The organism is Rhodopseudomonas telluris (genome assembly GCF_042432815.1).
GTDB classification, from domain to species: Bacteria; Pseudomonadota; Alphaproteobacteria; order Rhizobiales; family Xanthobacteraceae; genus Rhodopseudomonas; species Rhodopseudomonas telluris.
Map to the genome: position 1 here is coordinate 665,642 of NZ_JBHLWM010000001.1, position 17,511 is coordinate 683,152.

General features: G+C 66.8%; 14 protein-coding genes. 6 read left to right on the forward strand and 8 right to left on the reverse strand.

Annotation, left to right across the window (positions count from 1 at the left end; translation table 11 throughout):
* Positions 1 to 2: 2 nt before the first annotated feature.
* The gene (locus ACFFJ6_RS03050; protein WP_378384215.1) at positions 3 to 1,829 is read left to right on the forward strand and encodes an ABC transporter ATP-binding protein; all 1,827 of its coding nucleotides are present in this window, start codon (positions 3 to 5) and stop codon (positions 1,827 to 1,829) included.
* A 407-nt stretch (positions 1,830 to 2,236) separates the two neighbouring features.
* On the opposite strand, the gene ACFFJ6_RS03055 is transcribed toward ACFFJ6_RS03050, so the two are convergent.
* Positions 2,237 to 3,454, reverse strand: a complete 1,218-nt coding sequence (locus ACFFJ6_RS03055; RefSeq protein ID WP_378384217.1) for a Zn-dependent hydrolase — start codon at positions 3,452 to 3,454, stop codon at positions 2,237 to 2,239.
* A gap of 10 nt (positions 3,455 to 3,464) precedes the next feature.
* Entirely contained in the window at positions 3,465 to 4,865 is a 1,401-nt protein-coding gene (locus ACFFJ6_RS03060; RefSeq protein ID WP_378384220.1) for an amidase, read from the reverse strand.
* 205 nt (positions 4,866 to 5,070) lie between these two features.
* Here ACFFJ6_RS03060 and ACFFJ6_RS03065 point away from each other — a divergent pair, with 205 nt between their 5' ends.
* Positions 5,071 to 6,024, forward strand: coding sequence for a phosphotransferase (locus ACFFJ6_RS03065; protein ID WP_378384222.1), 954 nt, complete (start codon positions 5,071 to 5,073; stop codon positions 6,022 to 6,024).
* Positions 6,024 to 6,980 carry a phosphotransferase gene (locus ACFFJ6_RS03070; RefSeq protein ID WP_378384225.1) on the forward strand — a complete coding sequence of 319 codons (957 nt, stop codon included), beginning with the start codon at positions 6,024 to 6,026 and terminating at the stop codon, positions 6,978 to 6,980. The genes ACFFJ6_RS03065 and ACFFJ6_RS03070 overlap by 1 nt, the downstream gene beginning before the upstream one ends.
* Here the strand turns inward: ACFFJ6_RS03070 and ACFFJ6_RS03075 are convergent.
* On the reverse strand, positions 6,937 to 8,187 hold the full coding sequence (locus ACFFJ6_RS03075; RefSeq protein ID WP_378384227.1) for an MFS transporter: 1,251 nt from the start codon (positions 8,185 to 8,187) through the stop codon (positions 6,937 to 6,939). The two genes, ACFFJ6_RS03070 and ACFFJ6_RS03075, sit on opposite strands and share 44 nt — an antisense overlap.
* Before the next feature lie 123 nt (positions 8,188 to 8,310).
* Between ACFFJ6_RS03075 and ACFFJ6_RS03080 the strand changes: the two genes are divergently transcribed.
* Positions 8,311 to 8,820: a winged helix-turn-helix transcriptional regulator gene (locus ACFFJ6_RS03080; protein ID WP_378384230.1), complete on the forward strand. Its 510-nt coding sequence runs from the start codon at positions 8,311 to 8,313 to the stop codon at positions 8,818 to 8,820.
* A gap of 31 nt (positions 8,821 to 8,851) precedes the next feature.
* On the opposite strand, the gene ACFFJ6_RS03085 is transcribed toward ACFFJ6_RS03080, so the two are convergent.
* From ACFFJ6_RS03085 to ACFFJ6_RS03095, 3 genes are read right to left on the reverse strand one after another with little or no spacing between them, the layout of a single operon-like run.
* Positions 8,852 to 9,646 carry an inositol monophosphatase family protein gene (locus ACFFJ6_RS03085; protein WP_378384232.1) on the reverse strand — a complete coding sequence of 265 codons (795 nt, stop codon included), beginning with the start codon at positions 9,644 to 9,646 and terminating at the stop codon, positions 8,852 to 8,854.
* Positions 9,647 to 9,694: 48 nt separating this feature from the next.
* The gene (locus ACFFJ6_RS03090) at positions 9,695 to 10,642 is read right to left on the reverse strand and encodes a helix-turn-helix domain-containing protein (RefSeq protein ID WP_378384235.1); all 948 of its coding nucleotides are present in this window, start codon (positions 10,640 to 10,642) and stop codon (positions 9,695 to 9,697) included.
* A 59-nt stretch (positions 10,643 to 10,701) separates the two neighbouring features.
* Complete coding sequence (locus tag ACFFJ6_RS03095) at positions 10,702 to 11,538, reverse strand: DeoR/GlpR family DNA-binding transcription regulator (protein WP_378384237.1); 837 nt, start codon at positions 11,536 to 11,538, stop codon at positions 10,702 to 10,704.
* A 324-nt stretch (positions 11,539 to 11,862) separates the two neighbouring features.
* Here ACFFJ6_RS03095 and ACFFJ6_RS03100 point away from each other — a divergent pair, with 324 nt between their 5' ends.
* A complete protein-coding gene (locus tag ACFFJ6_RS03100) occupies positions 11,863 to 13,242 on the forward strand; it encodes an aspartate aminotransferase family protein (RefSeq protein WP_378384240.1) in 1,380 nt (459 codons plus the stop codon).
* Between the two features lie 8 nt (positions 13,243 to 13,250).
* On the opposite strand, the gene ACFFJ6_RS03105 is transcribed toward ACFFJ6_RS03100, so the two are convergent.
* Together ACFFJ6_RS03105 and ACFFJ6_RS03110 are read right to left on the reverse strand one after the other, a co-directional pair.
* Entirely contained in the window at positions 13,251 to 13,952 is a 702-nt protein-coding gene (locus tag ACFFJ6_RS03105) for a sulfite exporter TauE/SafE family protein (protein WP_378384242.1), read from the reverse strand.
* Positions 13,953 to 14,148: 196 nt separating this feature from the next.
* Complete coding sequence (locus tag ACFFJ6_RS03110; RefSeq protein ID WP_378384245.1) at positions 14,149 to 16,107, reverse strand: primary-amine oxidase; 1,959 nt, start codon at positions 16,105 to 16,107, stop codon at positions 14,149 to 14,151.
* Between the two features lie 322 nt (positions 16,108 to 16,429).
* On the opposite strand from ACFFJ6_RS03110, the gene qhpR reads away from it, so the two are divergent.
* A complete protein-coding gene (gene qhpR, locus ACFFJ6_RS03115) occupies positions 16,430 to 17,467 on the forward strand; it encodes an AraC-like transcriptional regulator QhpR (RefSeq protein WP_378384247.1) in 1,038 nt (345 codons plus the stop codon).
* Positions 17,468 to 17,511: the final 44 nt, after the last annotated feature.

Consider the following 17,511-nt stretch of genomic DNA (forward strand, 5'->3'; position numbering starts at 1 on the left):
AGATGGATCTGTCGCTGATCCTCGAAGTCGACAATCTCACCGTCGGGCCGCGCGCCGAGGGCACCGCGCCGATCCTCGACGGCATCAGCTTCCGCCTGCACACCTCGGAGATCTTCGGCATCTATGCGGAAAGCGGCGGCGGCAAGACCATGCTGAGCCGCGCGCTGGCCGACTGGCTGCCGGATAGCCTGACCTATCGGTCCGGCCGCGTGATGTTCGCCGGGCATGATACGCTGAAGAAAACGTCGACCGGCACGTTCCGGGTCGGCCGCGACATCGCCTATATCGGCTCCAAACCGCAGAGTTCGCTCGATCCGACCATGCCGGTCGGCGTCCAGATCGCCGAGAAGCTGCACAGCGTGCGCCCGGAATGGACTCCGAACGAGTGCCGCGAGCGCGTCGTCCAGTTGCTCGGCGAGGTGCGGATTCCGTCGCCGGCGGAGCGCTACTACGAATATCCGTCGAAGTTCTCCGGCGGCATGATGCAGCGTGCGATGATCGTCGACGCGATCTGCGCCGAGCCGGCGGTGCTGATCGCCGACAACATCACCCAGCCGCTCGACGTCACCATCGCGGCGCAGATCGTGGCGCTACTGCACGATCTCTGCCTGCGCCACAAGATGGCGACGATCTACCTGACCTCGTCGCTGCCGATCCTCGGCCAGTTCGGCAAGCGCACCGCGCTGATGCATCACGGACGCTTCGTCGAGGAGCAGCCGTTCGAGGATCTGCTGAAGGCGCCGCAGACCGACGCCGCGCGCAGCGCGATCGACAGCGTGCCGCGGATCTGGTCGGCCGGCGAGGGGCCGGCAGTCCGGCGCCACGCCGAGGGCGAAGCGCCGTTGATGCGGGTCGCCGGCGTGCATCGGACGTATCGCCAGCGCAAGCGCGGCACTTTCAACACCTATCGCAACATTCAGGCGGTGCGTGGCGTCACGCTCGACATCATGCCGCGCGAGAATTTCGGCATCGTCGGCGAGTCCGGCTGCGGTAAGTCGACTCTGACGCGCATGCTGGCGTGGCTGGAGACGCCCGACACCGGCACGATCGTGCTCGGCGGCACGGACCTCGCCAAGCTGACGCCGCGCGAGCTGATCCGCAAGCGCAACGAATTCCAGCTGCTGCTGCAGGATCCCTACACGGCGCTGCCGCCGCGTACCACGGTCGGCCGCATGATCGAGGAAAGCTTGCGGATTCGCGGCGAAATCCCGCGCAAAGAGATGCGCGCGAAAGTGACTGCCGCGATGGCCGAGGTTGGTCTGCCGGCGAAACTCTATGACGCGCTGCCGAACGCGCTGTCGACGGGCGAGCGCCAGCGCATCTCGATCGCCCGCGCGCTGATCCTCGATCCGAAGCTGCTGATCCTCGACGAGACGCTGTCGGCGATCGATCAGCGCGAGCAGGGCAAGCTGATCGATCTGTTCTCGCGGCTGCAGGCCAAGAACGATCTCACTTACGTGTTCATCTCGCACGATCTGGCGATGGTGCGCAAAGTCTGTACCCGGATCGCCGTGATGTATCTGGGCGAGATGGTCGAGATCGCCGACAACCGCGATCTGTTCTTCGATCCGCAGCATCCCTACACCAAGGCGCTGCTGTCGGCGGCGCCGACGCTGGAGGAGAAGCCGTTCAACGCCGGCGACTTTCTGCTCGAAGGCGAGCCGCCGAGCCCGATCGACATCCCCCCCGGCTGCAGCTTCGCCTCGCGCTGCCCGAAAGCCTTCGCCCGCTGCCGCGTCGAAACCCCGCGCCTGCAGGAACATCAGCCCGGGCGGTTTGCCGCGTGTCACCTGCTCGATACTGCGGAGGCCGAGCCGGCGGCGGCGTAAGGCCGCTGAAGTGATCCTCGACCTCGCCGCGCGTCATTGCGAGCGAAGCGAAGCAATCCATGGCCGCATGCGTGGCGTTGGATTGCTTCGTCGCTGCGCTCCTCGCAATGACGGAGAGGTGTGAACAGCGCGCAAGGCGCGACGTAACTCTCCAACTTCCCGTGCCCCGGAAGCTGCGCAACGCGCCGCCCTTGCGGCGTGGTGCGCTGCAGATCCGGGGCCCCGGTTTCTTCGGGGATCAACCAGGGCTCCGGGCAACGCGTGCAAAGCAACCGGGGTCCCGGGTCTGCGAAGCGGCATTGCATGCCGCATCGCGCACCGGGACACGGTCTTTGTCTTTCTCTAACTCATGTGGCGGTGGGCTGAGCCCGGCGTTCAGCGAAGCATTCCTCTCTGTTGCGCGAGAGCTACTCCGCCGTCACCATCTTCCACAGCGTCTCGGTCAGGACCGCCAAGCCCTTGTCCAGCGCCTCGGGCGCCGTAAATTCGTGGGCGTTGTGGCTGAGGCCGTTGTGGCTCGGGACGAAGATCAGCGTCGCGGGTACGCGTTTCTGCAGCGCGAGCGCGTCGTGGCCGGCGACGGTCTTCATCCGCATCGAGCTGAAGCCGAGTTCGTCGGCGACGCGTTCCACGATCTTGACTCCCGCCGCATCGAGCAGCGCGGTGCCGCGGCGCTCGTCGATGGCGATCGAGGCCGAGACACCGAGCGGCGCGATCGCCGAGTCGATCCGCGACAGGAAGCGATCGCCGATAGCGGTGGCGACGGCTTCGTCTTCGTGGCGGATCTCGAACCACACCTGCACGCGCGACGGCACGACGTTCGGTGAATTCGGATAGACGCTGATCCGCGCGGCCGACGCATGGGCGCCCTCGTCGAGATCCTCGTAGAGCATGTCGATGCAGCGCGCCGCGGCGCGCAGCGCGTCGCGGCGGCGCGGCATCGGCATCGGGCCGGTGTGCGAGGCTTCGCCCTCGAACACCACGGAGATCTTTCGCGCCGACCAGGCGCCTTCCACCAGGCCGATCTCGGTGGCGCTGTCTTCCAGCCGGGCGCCCTGCTCGATGTGCAGTTCGACGTAGCGCAGCGGCGTCAGCGGCAGCGCGCCGGTGCCGCGATAACCGATCGCCGCGAGCGCATCGCCGAGCGTCGCGCCGTTTCCGTCCGCCAGCGCCAGCGCCTGTTCGAGCGACTGTGTGCCGGCATAGACCGAGCTGCCGGTGAGGCTCGGCTGAAACCGCGCGCCCTCCTCGTTGGTCCAGTTGACGACGACGAGGTTGCGCCGCGCCGCGCCGGGCATCGCCGCCGCGCGCGCCGCGATCGTCTCGACCGCGAGCAGGCCTGCAAGCACGCCATACACGCCGTCATAGCGTCCGCCGGTCGGCTGGCTGTCGAGATGCGAGCCGACCAGCACCGCGTCCGACGATTGGGACGCCAGCAGCGCGGTGCCGAACATGTTGCCGATCGCGTCGAGATCGAGCCGCAGCCCGCGCTGCGCAAGTTCGACGGCGAACTGATCGCGTGCGGCCTTGTCCTCCGGTGTCCCGGTGAGGCGGCAGACGCCGCCATTTTCGGTCGCGCCGAAGCCGGCGAAGGTCGCGAGGAGTTGGTGCAGTTCTGGCGCCACGCTGCTCTCCTCAGGCCCGCGGCGTCAGCGGCCAGTCCATCGTCACCTCGCGAAGCTGCTCGAGCGCCTTGGCGATCTGCAGCACGCCGAGATCGTCGCAGCGATGGCCGATCACCTGCACGCCGATCGGCAGATGCCTGTCGTCGAACGCGGTGCACACGGTGGCGGCCGGCTGGCCGGTCTGGTTGAACATCGCGGTGAACACCGTGTGGGCGAGCGGCACCTCGCGCGATACGCCGGGCTCCTCGGCCGGGAAGTTCACCACCGGCAGCACCGGCGCGATCACGTAGTCCCAGCCTTCGAACGCCGCGAGCAGTGCCGTCTTCATCTTCCCGATCGCGCCGAGCGCCCGATACATGTCGGCGCCGGAATGGCGCTCGCCGCCCATCGCCCACGCCTTGACGTAAGGATTGATGCCGTCGTCGCCATGCGGCGGCAGGCCGCTGACTTCGACGAAGCCGCGCACCTGCAGGAACAGGTCGATCGGCGCGTAGCCGTCGAAATCGAGCGGCGGCGCCATCGGTTCGACGATCGCGCCGGCGCCGGCGAGCAATCGGCCGGCGGCCTCGATCGCCCCGCGCACCGCGGGCTCCGGCTTCGCGCCGAAGCCCATGTCGGTCAGCACGCCGATGCGAAGGCCCTTGATGTCGCGGCCGAGACGCTGGTGATACTGGGTGCCGTCGTTCGGGAAGCTCCAGGTGTCGCGTTCGTCGGCGCGCGTCAGCACGGTGAGCAGCCGCGCGGCGTCGTCGACGCTGCGCGCCATCGGGCCGGCCATCCGCATCGTATCGGCGGGCAGATGCGGGATGCGGCCGTGCGTCGGCTTCAGCGAGGCGAGGCCGCAGTGGCCCGCCGGCAAGCGCACCGAGCCGGCGATATCGGTGCCGACCGATACCAGGCCGGCGCCGGCCGCGACCGAGGCACCGGCTCCCGCGGACGAGCCGCCGGTGTTCCACTTGAGGCCCCACGGGTTGCGGGTGATGCCGTGCATCGAGCTGACGCCGGCGGCGAGCAGGCCGCAATCCGGCATGGTGGTCTTTGCAAAGATCACCGCGCCGCTCTCCTGCAGGGCGATCGCCGGCGGCGAGTTGTAGCTCGATGGCGGCAGCTCCGCATTGGCCTTGATGCCGTGCAGATACGGCCAGCCGACCATCGCGACGCTGTCCTTCACGGTCATCGGCACGCCGTCGAGGGGGCCGGCCGGCGTGTTCGCCTTCCACCGCGCCTCGGAGGCGCGCGCGGCGCTCAGCGCCTCGTCCGGGCGGAAGCAGAACAGCGCGTTGATGGCGGGATTGACGGCCTCGGCATGCGCCATGACGGTTTGCAGCACCTCGACCGGCGACAGCTTGCGCGCCGCATAGGCGTCCGCGAGGTCGCCGAGATTCATGGCAATCAGCTCTTCAATCGACATCCGTCACTCCGCAGCCGCCCCGGACATGCGGGGCCTTTCCCTTCGGGATAGCGGACTTTGCGGACCGGCAAACGACGGGAGATTTCATCGGCACGATTTGGTGGAACGGCGGACATCCCCTTTGCGGCGATCCTGAGGAAACTTCACGCAGGAGACAGGCCGCTGCCGGCGACGGCATGCGGCGTGCGCAAGGTCGGGAGAATTGATGATCAGTTTCGACGCGCAGATGCAGCAGGTCCGAAGCCACGTCGCTGCCGTTCCGGGCTGGAGCGACCGGTCGCTGGTGATCGAACCGGCGCTGTCCGTGCTGGCCTCGCCGAGCTGGCGCGGCGTTGACGGCGCGCCGTGGCGGGCCACCGACAAAGCGAGCGGCGAGAGCCTGTTCGTCAAGGTGATGGACCCCGACGCGGCGCTGTATATCGACGTCGCCTGCGGGTTCGAGGCGGCGCAGCGCGCCTCCAAGCTCGGTATCGGCCCGAAGGTGTATGTCGCCGACGCCGCCACCGGCGTGCTGGTGATGGAAGACCTCAACGCCGGCTGGCGCGTCGGCACGCTGGAGCGAATGCTCGATCCCAAGCTGGTCGACGCGGTGATCGCCGCGCGCAAACGCTTTCAAGAGGGACCACCGCTGCCTCGCAGCGCCGGCGTGTTCGACGAGATCGAGCGGTTCTATCAGGCGGTGAAGGAGATCAACGCGCAGCTGCCCTCCGACATCGACTGGATGATGGCGGAGTTGCGCTTCGCCGCGGCGGCGCTGGCCAGCGTGCCGGTGCAGACCGCGCCGATCCATGGCGACGGCAACGTCTCCAACATCCTGATCAGCGATGCGGGCGAAGTTCGGCTGATCGATTGGGACCGCGCCGGCAATGCCGATCCGCTGGAGGATCTCGGCAGCCTTCTGGTCGAAGCGTTCGACCGCGAGCCGGAAGCGCGCGACGCCTTCATCCGCGCGACCGGCGGCTTCGACGAATCGGCGTTCAATCGCACGCGGATCTACGGCATCGCCGACGATCTGCGCCATGGACTGATCGGCGCGCTGCTGTCGGCAAAATCGCCGCGCAACACGTTCGAGTTTTACAAATTCGCGAGCTGGCGCTTCCTGCGCTGCTCGATGGCCGTGCGTGAGCCGCGCTTCGGCGACATGGTGCGGAGGGTCTGATGTCGATCAAGCGGCGCGCCGGCGAGGCCGGCACCGAGCACGAACAGGCGCTGGAAGCGGCGGTGAAGCGCGTGCCGCAATGGCAGGGACGTGGCTTCAGCTACGCGTCGCTGGTCGGCGGCCTGATGAACCAGAACTGGATCGTCGAGATCGACGGCGACGACCGTCGCTACTTCGTCAAGGTGCCGGGCGAAGGCTCGGAGATGTTCATCGACCGCGTCACCGCCAACGAGGCGGCGCGCAACGCCCATGCGATGCAGATCGCGCCCGAGGTGGTGTTCTTCGATGCCGAGGACGGCCTCGAAGTCAGCGAATTCCTTGAAGGCTATCGCGCCTGCACCAACGGCGATTTCGGCGACGCCGCGATCCAGTCGGACGTTTTGGCGCTGTATCGCCGGCTGCATGCCGGCCCGGCGCTGGCGCAGACCAAGACGATCTTCGACATGATCGAGGAGCACATCGAGCAGGGCCGAGAACTCGGCGCGCATTTCCCCGCCGACATGCCGTGGATCGAGCATCGCTATCGCCAGGCCAAGGACGCCTTCATGGCGTCCGGCCTCGATCTGGTGCCGTGCTTCAACGATCCGATGCCGGGCAACTTCCTGATCAGCGCCGATCCGTCGGCGCCGAAGCCGATGCGGCTGATCGACTACGAATTCGCCTCGAACAATGAGCGCAGCTACGAACTCGGCGTGCTGTTCGCCGAAATGTTCTTCGACGAGCAGCTCACGCTCGGCCTGATCGAGCAATATTGCGGCGAGGTCCGCCCCTCGATGGTCGCGCGCGTGATCCTCAACCGCTCGCTGGCCGATATCAAATGGGCCTCCTGGGCTGTGGTCAACCGCAAGCTCAAGGAGTGGGACTTCGACTACCAGAAATACGGCATCTGGAAATACATGCGCGCCCGCAGCCTCATGTACGATCCGCGCTGGGACAGCTGGCTGCGGATGGTGTGATCGCATCCGTCGCGGCCGCGCACACCGTCCCGAGCCGAAGCGTGAGCGACCAGACCAGCAAGGCCAGCAAGCTGAATCCGGCGCCGAGCGTCGACACCCCGGCCCAGCCCGCCCGGGAGAAGGCGATCGTCGCGGCGATCGCGCCGAGCGCGCTTCCGATCGAATAGAACACCATGTAGCCGCCGATCAATCGGCTGCGCGCCTCCGGGTGCCGGCCCAACAGGATGCTTTGATTGGTGACATGAACCGCCTGGACCGAGAGGTCGAGAACGACGATCCCGACGATCAGTGCGACGATCGACACCGGCAACAGGGCGAGCAGGGCCCACGACGCGAGCAACAGCAATAGCGAAATGCCGGTGGTCCATTGGCCGAGACCGCGGTCGGCCAGTTTGCCCGCGGCGGTCGCCGCGATGGCCCCCGCCATGCCGACGAGCCCGAACAGTCCGATCCGGGTATGCGAATAACCGAACGGCTCGGCACTGAGAGGAAGCACCAGCGCCGTCCAGAACGCGCTGAACGACGCGAAAATCAGCAACGCCAGAAGGCCGCGTCCGACCGAGATCGGGTCGCGCGAGAACAGGCGCGGGATCGAGCGCACCGCCGCCGGATAGCTGTCGTCGCTGTCCCGCGGCAGATGGCGTGGCAGGACTTGGGCGAGCAAAGCCACCATCACCAGCGTCAGTGCGGCGGAGGTCGCGTAGACGGCCCGCCAGCCGCCGAGATCGGCGAGTAGTCCCGCGACAAAACGCGCAGCGAGGATTCCGATCACGACACCGCTCGTCACGGCTCCGATTGCCTTGCCCCGCTCCGTCGGCGCGGCCAACGTCGCGGCAAATGCGACCAGAACCTGAACCACCACGGCGAGGAGCCCGATCGCCGCCATACCGGCGAACAGGATCGCCTCCGTTCGTGCGGTCGCGACGGCAATCAGCGCAACAGCCGACAGCAATCCCTGGACGATGATGAGACGGCGACGATCGAGCAGATCGCCGAGTGGAACGATGAAGATCAGTCCCAGCCCGTAGCCGATCTGGGTCAGCGTCACGACTGCGCCGATCACGGCGGGAGCGATGCCGAAATCCGCCGCCATCGCGTCGAGCAGCGGCTGCGCGTAATAGATGTTCGCCACACTGAGGCCGGCGGCGACGGCGAAGATCAGGGAGGTAAGCCGCGACGCGCCGGGCGTCCCGGCGTCCTGAGCCATGCTTCCATCCGCGCGCCGCATCGCATTTCCTCCACTCACCTAAATAGTCTCATCATAAGACTACTTGCGGCGCGTCCGTTCTAGTTCTATTTTAAGACCAGATCGCCGACAGGGAGCGGGCCGATGGTGAAGCGGGTCAGCATGCGGAACGCGGAGTGCCCGGTGGCCCGCGCACTCGATGTCATCGGGGACTGGTGGTCGCTGCTGATCATCCGGGACGCCTTTGATGGCATCCGGCGCTTCGGCGGGTTTCAAACCAATCTGGGCATCGCCAAGGGCATGCTGGCGACGCGGCTTCGCGATCTGACCGAGCGCGGCATCCTGACAATCGCGCCGGCCTCGGACGGCAGCGCCTACAACGAATACGTCCTGACAGCCAAAGGCCGCGCGCTCTTCCTCGTGATCGTCGCGCTGCGCCAGTGGGGTGAAGACCATCTCTATGACCCGGGCGAACCGCGATCCTCAATCGTCGACGCCGAACGCGGGGCTCCTGTCGCCAGGCTCGAGCTGCGTGCGAAGGATGGTCGTCCGTTGGCTTGGGACGAGACCGCCGTGCGCAAACCAGTAAAGGCGGCGCGGCAACGCGTGCGCTCGCGTTCAACGCGAACCGATCGACGCGGCGGGCAGGCGTGACAGCAAGAGTGCCAGACGAGAGCCGTCCGGCTCACGCCCGATCCAGCACCTCCAGCGCCTGCTCCAGCAGCTTCTCGTTCGCCGCCGCGATGACGCGGCCGTCGGAGCTTGGGTCGAGCGGGCGCCCAGCCCAGTCGCGGATGATGCCGCCGGCGCCTTCGATGACCGGCACCAGCGCCATGAAGTCGAACGACTTCAGCGAGGTCTCGACCACGAGGTCGCAATAGCCCGAGGCAAGCAGGCCGTATTGATAGCAGTCGCCGCCGAACCGGCGGAACATCGCCTTGCGGCTGAGCGTGTCGTAGCGCTGCCAGTCCTCCGGGGTGAAGAAATCCGGCGACGAGGTGTAGATCTGTGCCGCAGCCAGCTCGGTGGTGGCGCTGACGCTCACCGGCAGGCCGTTGAACGTGGCGCCGTCAGCGGTGCCGTACCAGCGCTCGCCGAGCGCCGGCATGTCGATCATCCCGGCGACGACGCAGCCCTCGCGATCGTCGTTCAGTGCGATCAGCGTGCCGAACAGCGGCATTCCGGAGATAAAGCTTTTGGTGCCGTCGATCGGGTCGAGATACCAGGTGTATCGCTCGCCCGGCGTCGAGCCCATCTCCTCGCCGAGAATGCCGTGGTCCGGGAAGCGGGCTTCGATCCGTCGCCGCAACTCACGCTCGATGCCCTGGTCGGCGATCGTCACCGGAGACAGGTCGTCCTTCTGTTCGAAGTCGATCCGGGTACGGAAGTGATGACGCGCGATGACGCCGGCGGCGTCGGCGAGATCGTTGAAGAACGGGACAAGCTCGGCTTCGATCGAGGCGTGATCGGACGTGGCCACGGGAAACTCCGGCAGGGGTCGTTAAACAGGAAGGAAGGTGGAGACCGGCTAGGCCGTCTCCTGCAGCCGGTCGGCTTCCCAATAGGCCGTGCCGAAGCGACGCGCGCCTGCGGCCTTGCGGTCGCGCGCTGGCTTTGCAGCCGCCGCCGGATCGGCGCTGCCGGCCTGGCGCACGTCACGCGGCGCAATGCTGAAGTGCCGGCTGAAGCTGCGCGAGAAGTGGGAGACGTTCTTGAAGCCGACTTCGTAAGCGACCTCGGCCACGGTGCGATGGCCCTTGGGATCGGCGACCAGCAATTCGTAGGCGCGCTGCAGGCGCTTCACCTGCACGAACTGGCCGACGGTGGTCTCGTCGTCGTTGAACAGGCTGTAGAGATAGCTCATCGAGATCCGGCTGCTCTCGGCGATCTTGCGGGGCGACAGGTTCTGGTCGCCGAGATGCTTCTCGATGAAATCGAAGATTCTGCGACGCAACTGATAGCGGGTGTTGCGCACGTCGATCGCGGCGCCGCGATCTTCGGCGCCGAGCGTCAGCGCCACGAAGCTGACGATCTCGGTGGCGAGCGCCTGCGGGTTCGGCGGCGCGCGATCGGCGAACAGATCGGCGATGCCCTTCACCAGATCGACCAGCAGGCAGGTCATGCGCTCATTGGCGCAGAACCGGCCGCCGACGTGATCCTCGACCGACACCAGCCGGCCGCGCAGCTCCGTGGCCGGGATGTGCAGCATCAGCATCCGCAGGCCGGCCGCCGCCGACAGCGCCGTCGAGCCGCGCTGGCCGAGCAGCACGTATTCGCCCGCGCGGACAATCTTGGTCTCGCCGCACTGTGTCAGCGTCACGCATCCCGAGGTCGGGATCGCCAGGATGTAGCAGGCGTCGCGGTCGAGGTCGGCGATCTCGCTTTTCCAGACATAGGCCTGATCGGCAGCGACGCTGTCGATCTGCAGGCGGCCGATCTGGATCTGCCGCATCGTCGTCGGGGTGCTTCTGGTCATGGTGTCATGCATGGCAATTACCCTTTCTGGCGGGGCGGACGAAGAAGAGTCTCGGGAGATCAGCATGGGGCGACGATGAGTTCGGTGCCCGCTTCACGCACGGCGGTGGCGAGCGCGCCTTCGGGGGGGCGGTCCGTGACGAAGCGGTCGATTTCGCTCCATTGCGCGAACACCGTGAGGGCGCGCTGCTCGAACTTGCTGTGGTCGGCCACGATGATGGCCTCGGCCGCGCGCTTCACCATCGCGCCGTACACCGCGCCGGCTTCCTCGTCGGCGTCGTTGATGCCGCGCGCGCCGACGCCGGTGGCGCCGACGATGGCGCGGTTGGCCTCGTAGCTGTTGATGCTGGCGATCGTCTGCGTGCCGAACACGTAACCTTCGGTGGCGTGATAGCGGCCGGGGCAGCACAGGATGCGGATCGATCCGTTGGTGGCGAGCGCGCCGGCGATCGCGAAATCGTTGACGATCACGGTGATGTCGCGCGCGGTGGCGGCGAGCCGGCGGGCGACATGAAACGTCGTCGCGCCGGCGCCGAGCATCAGCACCTCGTTGGGCTGGATCAGCTCGGCGATGGCCGCCGCGATCGCTTCGCGCTCGACGATCAGCAGCCGCTTGCGATCCACCAGCGAGGGCTCCAGCGCGAACGGCCGCGAGGCGCCCCCATAGGTGCGATTGATCAGTTTCTGCTCCTGCAGCTCCATGAGGTCACGCCGGATCGTCTCGGTCGAGACGCCGAGCACGGCGGCAAGCTCGGAGGCGCGCAGCGTCGGCGCAGCGGTGAGTTGCGAGATGATGTGCTGGTGGCGGGCCGATTTGGACAGTCGGTCGCCATCGGGACGCCGCGATTTTCGAACCGCGAGCTGGTCGGAATCTGACGTGACCGGGATGCTTACCATGCGCCCTCGACGAGACCGGCTTCACGATCCCCGACGGGGGGATCTGCAGTCCGGTCCATGTGCGGAGCTTCAGGCCGACGGGGTTGCGAGTCCACACCAAGAATGTGGCAACTCCCCCATATGTTGGGCGGCGCCCTGCGCAAATAATAGGCGGAGCGGCCGGCTAATACTCCCTATCGGCGGTGCACATCGAATGATGAGGTCCCGTTGCAATGCGGTGCAGGAAACCTCATCCATCGTTCCGCAATGCCGTTGCCGACGTTGTGGCGAGGTTGTGGGAGCTTCCACCTTGGCTCACAGTGCGCCGGGTCGGGATGTGTTGCGATGCACAGCTCGCAGGCGAATGTCGAGGGAGGGCACGTGGCGCGCGACAAGGAAATCCTGGCGTTGAACGCGTTCGATCCGAACGCGGCCGGCCCCGCCGATCCGGAATTGCGCGCGGCGCTGCAGCGCCGGATGCGTTCGTTCGGCTCGAGTTCCGTGCTGTTCTATCAGGAGCCGATCCGCATGGTGCGCGCCGAGGGCGTCTGGATGATCGACGCCGATGGCCGCCGCTATCTCGATGTCTATAATAATGTGCCCTCGGTTGGCCATTCGCATCCGGCCGTGGTGGCGGCGATCAGCCGGCAGGCCGCACAGCTCAACACCCACACCCGTTACTTGAACGACGTCGTCGACAGCTACGCCGAGCGTCTGCTCGCGACGTTTCCGGAACCGATCAGTCAGCTGGTGCTGACCTGCACCGGCAGCGAGGCCAACGATCTGGCGCTCCGGATCGCCGGTGCGGCGACCGGCGGCTGCGGCTTCGTCGTCACGGAGAGCGCGTATCACGGCAACACTACGGCGGTGAGCGACGTGTCGCCCTCGTCGTGGCCCGGGCGGCAGCCACCGGCGCATGTGCGCGTGGTGCCGGCGCCGGAATCGTTTCGCGATCCGGGCGACGACATCGGCGCGCGCTTTGCGCGCAGCATCGAACAGGCGATCGCCGATCTGCAGCGCGCTGGAATTGGCTTCGCGGGGCTGCTGGTCGATACGATCTTTTCCAGCGACGGCGTCTATGCCGATCCGCCGGGCTTCCTCGCGGCGGCGGTCGACGTGGTGCATGCGCATGGCGGCCTGTTCATCGCCGACGAGGTGCAGCCCGGCTTCGGCCGGACCGGCACGGCGTTCTGGGGCTTCGCGCGGCACGGTGTGGAGCCGGATATCGTCACCATGGGCAAGCCGATGGGCAACGGCTTTCCGATGGGCGGCGTCGCGACGCGGCCGGAGCTGATCGATCGCTTCACCGCTGCAACCAAGTACTTCAATACGTTCGGCGGCAATCCGGTGGCCGCGGCCGCGGGCCTCGCGGTGCTCGACGTGATCCGCGACGAAGGCCTGATGGACAACGCCAGCCGCGTCGGCGGCTATCTGATGGACGGGTTGCGGGAGATCGGCAATCGCCACATTCAGATCGGCGACGTGCGCGGATCGGGCCTGTTCATCGGCCTCGAACTGGTCCGCGATCGCGAAACGAAAACGCCGGCGCCCGAGATCGCGACCGCGGTGATCAACGGCCTGCGCGAGCACGGCATCCTGATCGGCGCCGCCGGCCCGTTCGGCAGCACGCTGAAGATCCGTCCGCCGCTGTGTTTCACGCGCGACCACGCCGACATAGTGGTGTCAGCGTGCGACGCGGTGTTGAAGGCGCTGCCAGCCGACTGATCGAGTCGTCAGCCGAGGCAGAGGGTGGTCAGCGTCATCGCCGGCTCGATCATGCTCGCGGCACCGAGCGCGACCAGCGCGGCGCCGAGCGCGCTGCGGAAGTCGCGCCGCGAGACCCGTGCGCCTGCCAGCGTCGTGACGCCGAACGCCGCGGCGGCGACGGCGGGAATCGTCGCCAGGCCGAAGCCGGCCATGAACTCGGCGCCCGCCACGGACGATCCGCTGAGCATCGCATTGAGCAGCGCCGCATAGACCATGCCGCAGGGCGCGAAGCCCCAGGCGATGCCGAGTGCGAAGGACGGCGGCAGCGAGAGCCGCCGTATCGTCGAACGCCCGCGCATCGTCGATGCGACAGCCAGAACACGGTCGATGACCCTGAAGCCGGGCACGAGGCCGGCGACCGACAGACCCGTCCACGCCAACGCGCAGGCGGCGGCGATCCGCATCGCGGGCTGAAAGCCGGCGAGCGTCACCAGTCCGCCGAAGGCCGCGCCGCCGGCGCCCACGGCCGCACCGAACAGCGTGTAGCTGAGCGCGCGGCCGAGCTGGATCCGCAGCAGCGTCGCGGCCCTGCCGGATGCGGCTGCGTCCGGTGAGGATGTCGCCAGCAGCAGCGACGACGCGATGCCACCACACAGCCCGGCGCAATGCAGGCTGCCGGCGAGTCCGAGCACAGCGCCGCCGATAAAAGGGAGTCCGGTGGTGATCATCTTGTGTCGCTCACCGCATCCGACTGAAGCCGCGTTAGCAATTGACGGATGTGATTTGCACCGTCATGGCCGGGCTCGTCCCGGCCATCCACGCGTTACTTCGCATCACAGTCCGAAGGCGTGGATGCCCGGCACAAGGCCGGGCATGACGACCTTGGCATTTGTCGCGCTCACTCAAGCGCCGCAATTAATGCCCTCACGCCTTGGTCGCGTTGGCGCAGCAGCTGGCGGCGTTCACTTCGGGCGGCAGGTCGATGCACGGGTTGCCGTCGAAGAAGCCGTGCGGCACCAGCTTGAAGCCGGTGGAGATGCACGGCTGCACCGGGAAGTCCTCCAGCCGCACCGGATGGTGCAGGCCGAACACGTGCCACAGCACGATGTCGGTGTTCTGGATCGGCCGGTCCTGCTTGATGAAGGCCGGCAAGCCGCCGCTGCCGTCCGAATGGTTCATGTAGTCGCCGGCGGGGAAGCGCTCCTCGGGATCGAACGCCGTCACCCAGACGTGGTTCTGGGTGAATGCCGCCCGCGTGCCGGACGGCGACGCCGGGCTGACGAACGGCGTGACGCAGTTCATTGCGTCGAGCTTGTAGCCGACCGGCGTGCCGGCGTAGTTGAGCTTGTTCGGGTTGACGACCTTCCAGTAGCGATGCGAGGACGCATCGGCGCGACGTGCCGCCTTGCTCTCGGTGTCGAGCACGGTCTCGGCCTCGTAGAACGCGTTGCCGTAGGGATTCTCCGGGCCGGCCGGCTCCGCATAGGTGTTGCACTCGACGACGCTGTTCTGCGCGCCGTCGACCTCCATGTCGAGGCGGGCGCAGAAGATGTGTTGGTGGATGTGGCCGACCACGCCGGGCAGCACCTCGCGGGCGTATTTGCCCGGCTTGCCCGGAATGCAGGCGGCGGTGTTGATGATGCCGGTCGCCTTCATCTCGAATTCGATCGCGCCGTCGATGTGGAAGTACCAGTACAGGGCGTATTCGTAGTTGCCGACGGTGCAGATCGTCGACACCACCAGCTTGCGGGCGCGGCGGACTTCGGCGCGGTCGGTGCGGAAGTCCCAGTGCTTCCACAACAGGCCGGAATCCTCCTCGTGGATGCAGATCGCCTTCTCGATCGTCAGCACATCGCCGGTCATGGTGTTGAGGTGGACGTCGAGATACTCGATCGCGCCGAGGCAGTCGCAGCCGAGGCTGAGCGAATTGGCCAGCTTGCCGATGCCGTATTCGCCGACGTCGAACACGTTCTTGCGGAAATGGCCGTTGTCCGGGCTGCCATAGGGGACAACCATCTCGACCAGCGAGGCGCGATGCGCCACCGAACGGCCATCATACTTGATGTCGTGCAGCGTCAGCGCCTCGCGGGCATTGAAGCCGACCACCAACGACCACTTGTCCCAGACCAGATGCCGGCCCTCGATCTTGAAGCTGACGCCCTCGGGCTGGGTGACGTTGATCGGCTTCAGCGGCGCGCGCGGTTTCTCGACGAACTGGCGCTCGTAATTGGCCTCGATGGTCGGGATCGGGATCACGCCGTAATCGTCGACGCGGATCACCTCCCAGGTCTTAAGGTCGATCACCGCGTTGAGGCCCTCGATCGGATGCGCGTAGAAGTTCTCGTTTTCGCGCAGCCGCTGCCAGGCGAACACGTGGCACAGGTGCCGGCCGTCCTCGCCGGGGATCGAGAAATTGCCGGCCGACCATGGATCGACGCAGACCGTGGTCATGTCGGTAATGCCGCGCTTCGCGCAGCCGGCGATGAAGTCGGGATGGGCGCGGACGTAGCCCTCGATGGCGAGGAATTGCTCGAGCTGGATCATCGGCCGCGCGGTCGGAAACTCCTGGCGCGAAAGGATCTTGCCGCTGTCGAGCGAGACGGACAGCCGTGTCACGCCGATCTTGTCGGCGCTGAAGACATTGACGCGAGCACTGCGGGCGATCGGCATGCCGGGCTTGAACGCGCGAACGACGCTCTTTTCCGGCTCCAGCAGTTCGATGGTCTCGAACCGCGTCGCCGAGCCGTAGGGCGGGTCGGTTTGGACGATCGCGGCGGCGCGGGTGATTTCGTCGGGAGTGAGCGGCTGCAACGGGTGCAGGACGGACGGGATGGGCGCGGCGGAGGTGGTGTGACAGCAGGTGGTGTCTTCCGCGAGGCTCATGGTGTTGCTTCCCTTGATTGTTGTGTCGTGCGTGGAGCACGCTGTTCGCCGCCATGCTGCATCGGCGGGCGGGGAGCAGGATTGACACTAGCCGCCAATCTCGGCGACGCTGAGCGGAGATCACGCGTATGCGTAGTGCCGAGCTACTCGCGCCGCCGGGTCCGGAGAATTGTGCGTTGCCGCATCACGCACGTATCCGTGCTTCTTGTTTCTTGTGCTTCTCGACTTGCCTCGCTCCGCCGGGCACGACGCCGGCGACCGAAAACGGCGTTGGTGTAGTTCTTGCTTAGTGATCCTTCGTCTTCCTCTGGAGTCGTCGGAGATGTCTTCATCGGGAACCATCACGGCAGGCGCCGTGCAGGAACTTCTGTCCGCGTTGGTCCGGCTTCGGCCGGAATCGACCGGAATCAACGCGCGTGCGGGCATTCCGCGGGCGAAGCTCGACGATTCCGCCGAGATGCTGCCGCTGGCCGCGTTCACCTCGATGCTCGAGGCGGCTGCGCATGAAAGCGGCAACCGCACGCTCGGTCTGGAGCTCGGCAAGGATTTTCGGCTCGCTGCACTCGGACCGATCAGCGATCTGGTGCACAGCGCGCAGACCGTCGGCGATGCGCTGGAGAGCTTCAATCGCTTCTTTGCCTGCGTGCAGACGAATACGCACACAACCTTGTCGGTGAGCGACGGCTTCGCGCGGCTGTCCTACGCGATCCAGGATCCGGCGATCCGGTTTCGCGAGCAGGATGCCGGTTTCTCCCTGGCGATCGAATACTCGATGTTGAAGGGCCTGCTCGGCCGGTCCTGGCGCCCGATCGGCGTCGAGTTCGAACACAACGCGGGCGACGATCTGCCGTTCTATCAGCAGCATTTCGACTGCCCGCTGCGGTTCGGCCGTCGCGACAATGCGTTGCTGTTCTCCGCCCGGCTGCTGGAGGCGCCGGTGCCGTGGGCCGATCGCAACCGCCACGCGCGGCTACGCGTCGATCTCGCCGAAGCGATGCAGCGGCGTGCCAAGCTGCTCGATCTGGTGCGCGGGGTCGAGGCCTGGATCGCGGCGTCGCTGTGCCGCTCGGTCTCGACCGACATCGAGGTCGCCGCCGGTGACTTCGGCATGAGCACGCGCTCGTTCCAGCGCAAGCTCGCCGATCACGGCGCCAACTATCTGGATATCCGCAATCGCGTCCGCTCCGACATCGCCCGCTGCATGCTGATCGAGACCAGCGTGCCGGTGACATCGATCGCGCTGCAGCTCGGCTACAGCGAGACCAGCGCATTCTCGCGCGGCTTCAAGAGTCTGGTCGGCGAAACCCCGGTCGAGTTCCGTAAACGGCAGCGCGGCGTGGAAGCGGCGGCGGCGGCGTAGGGCTATGCGATCGGACTACGCGATGCGGCGCCGCCTAGCTGCTG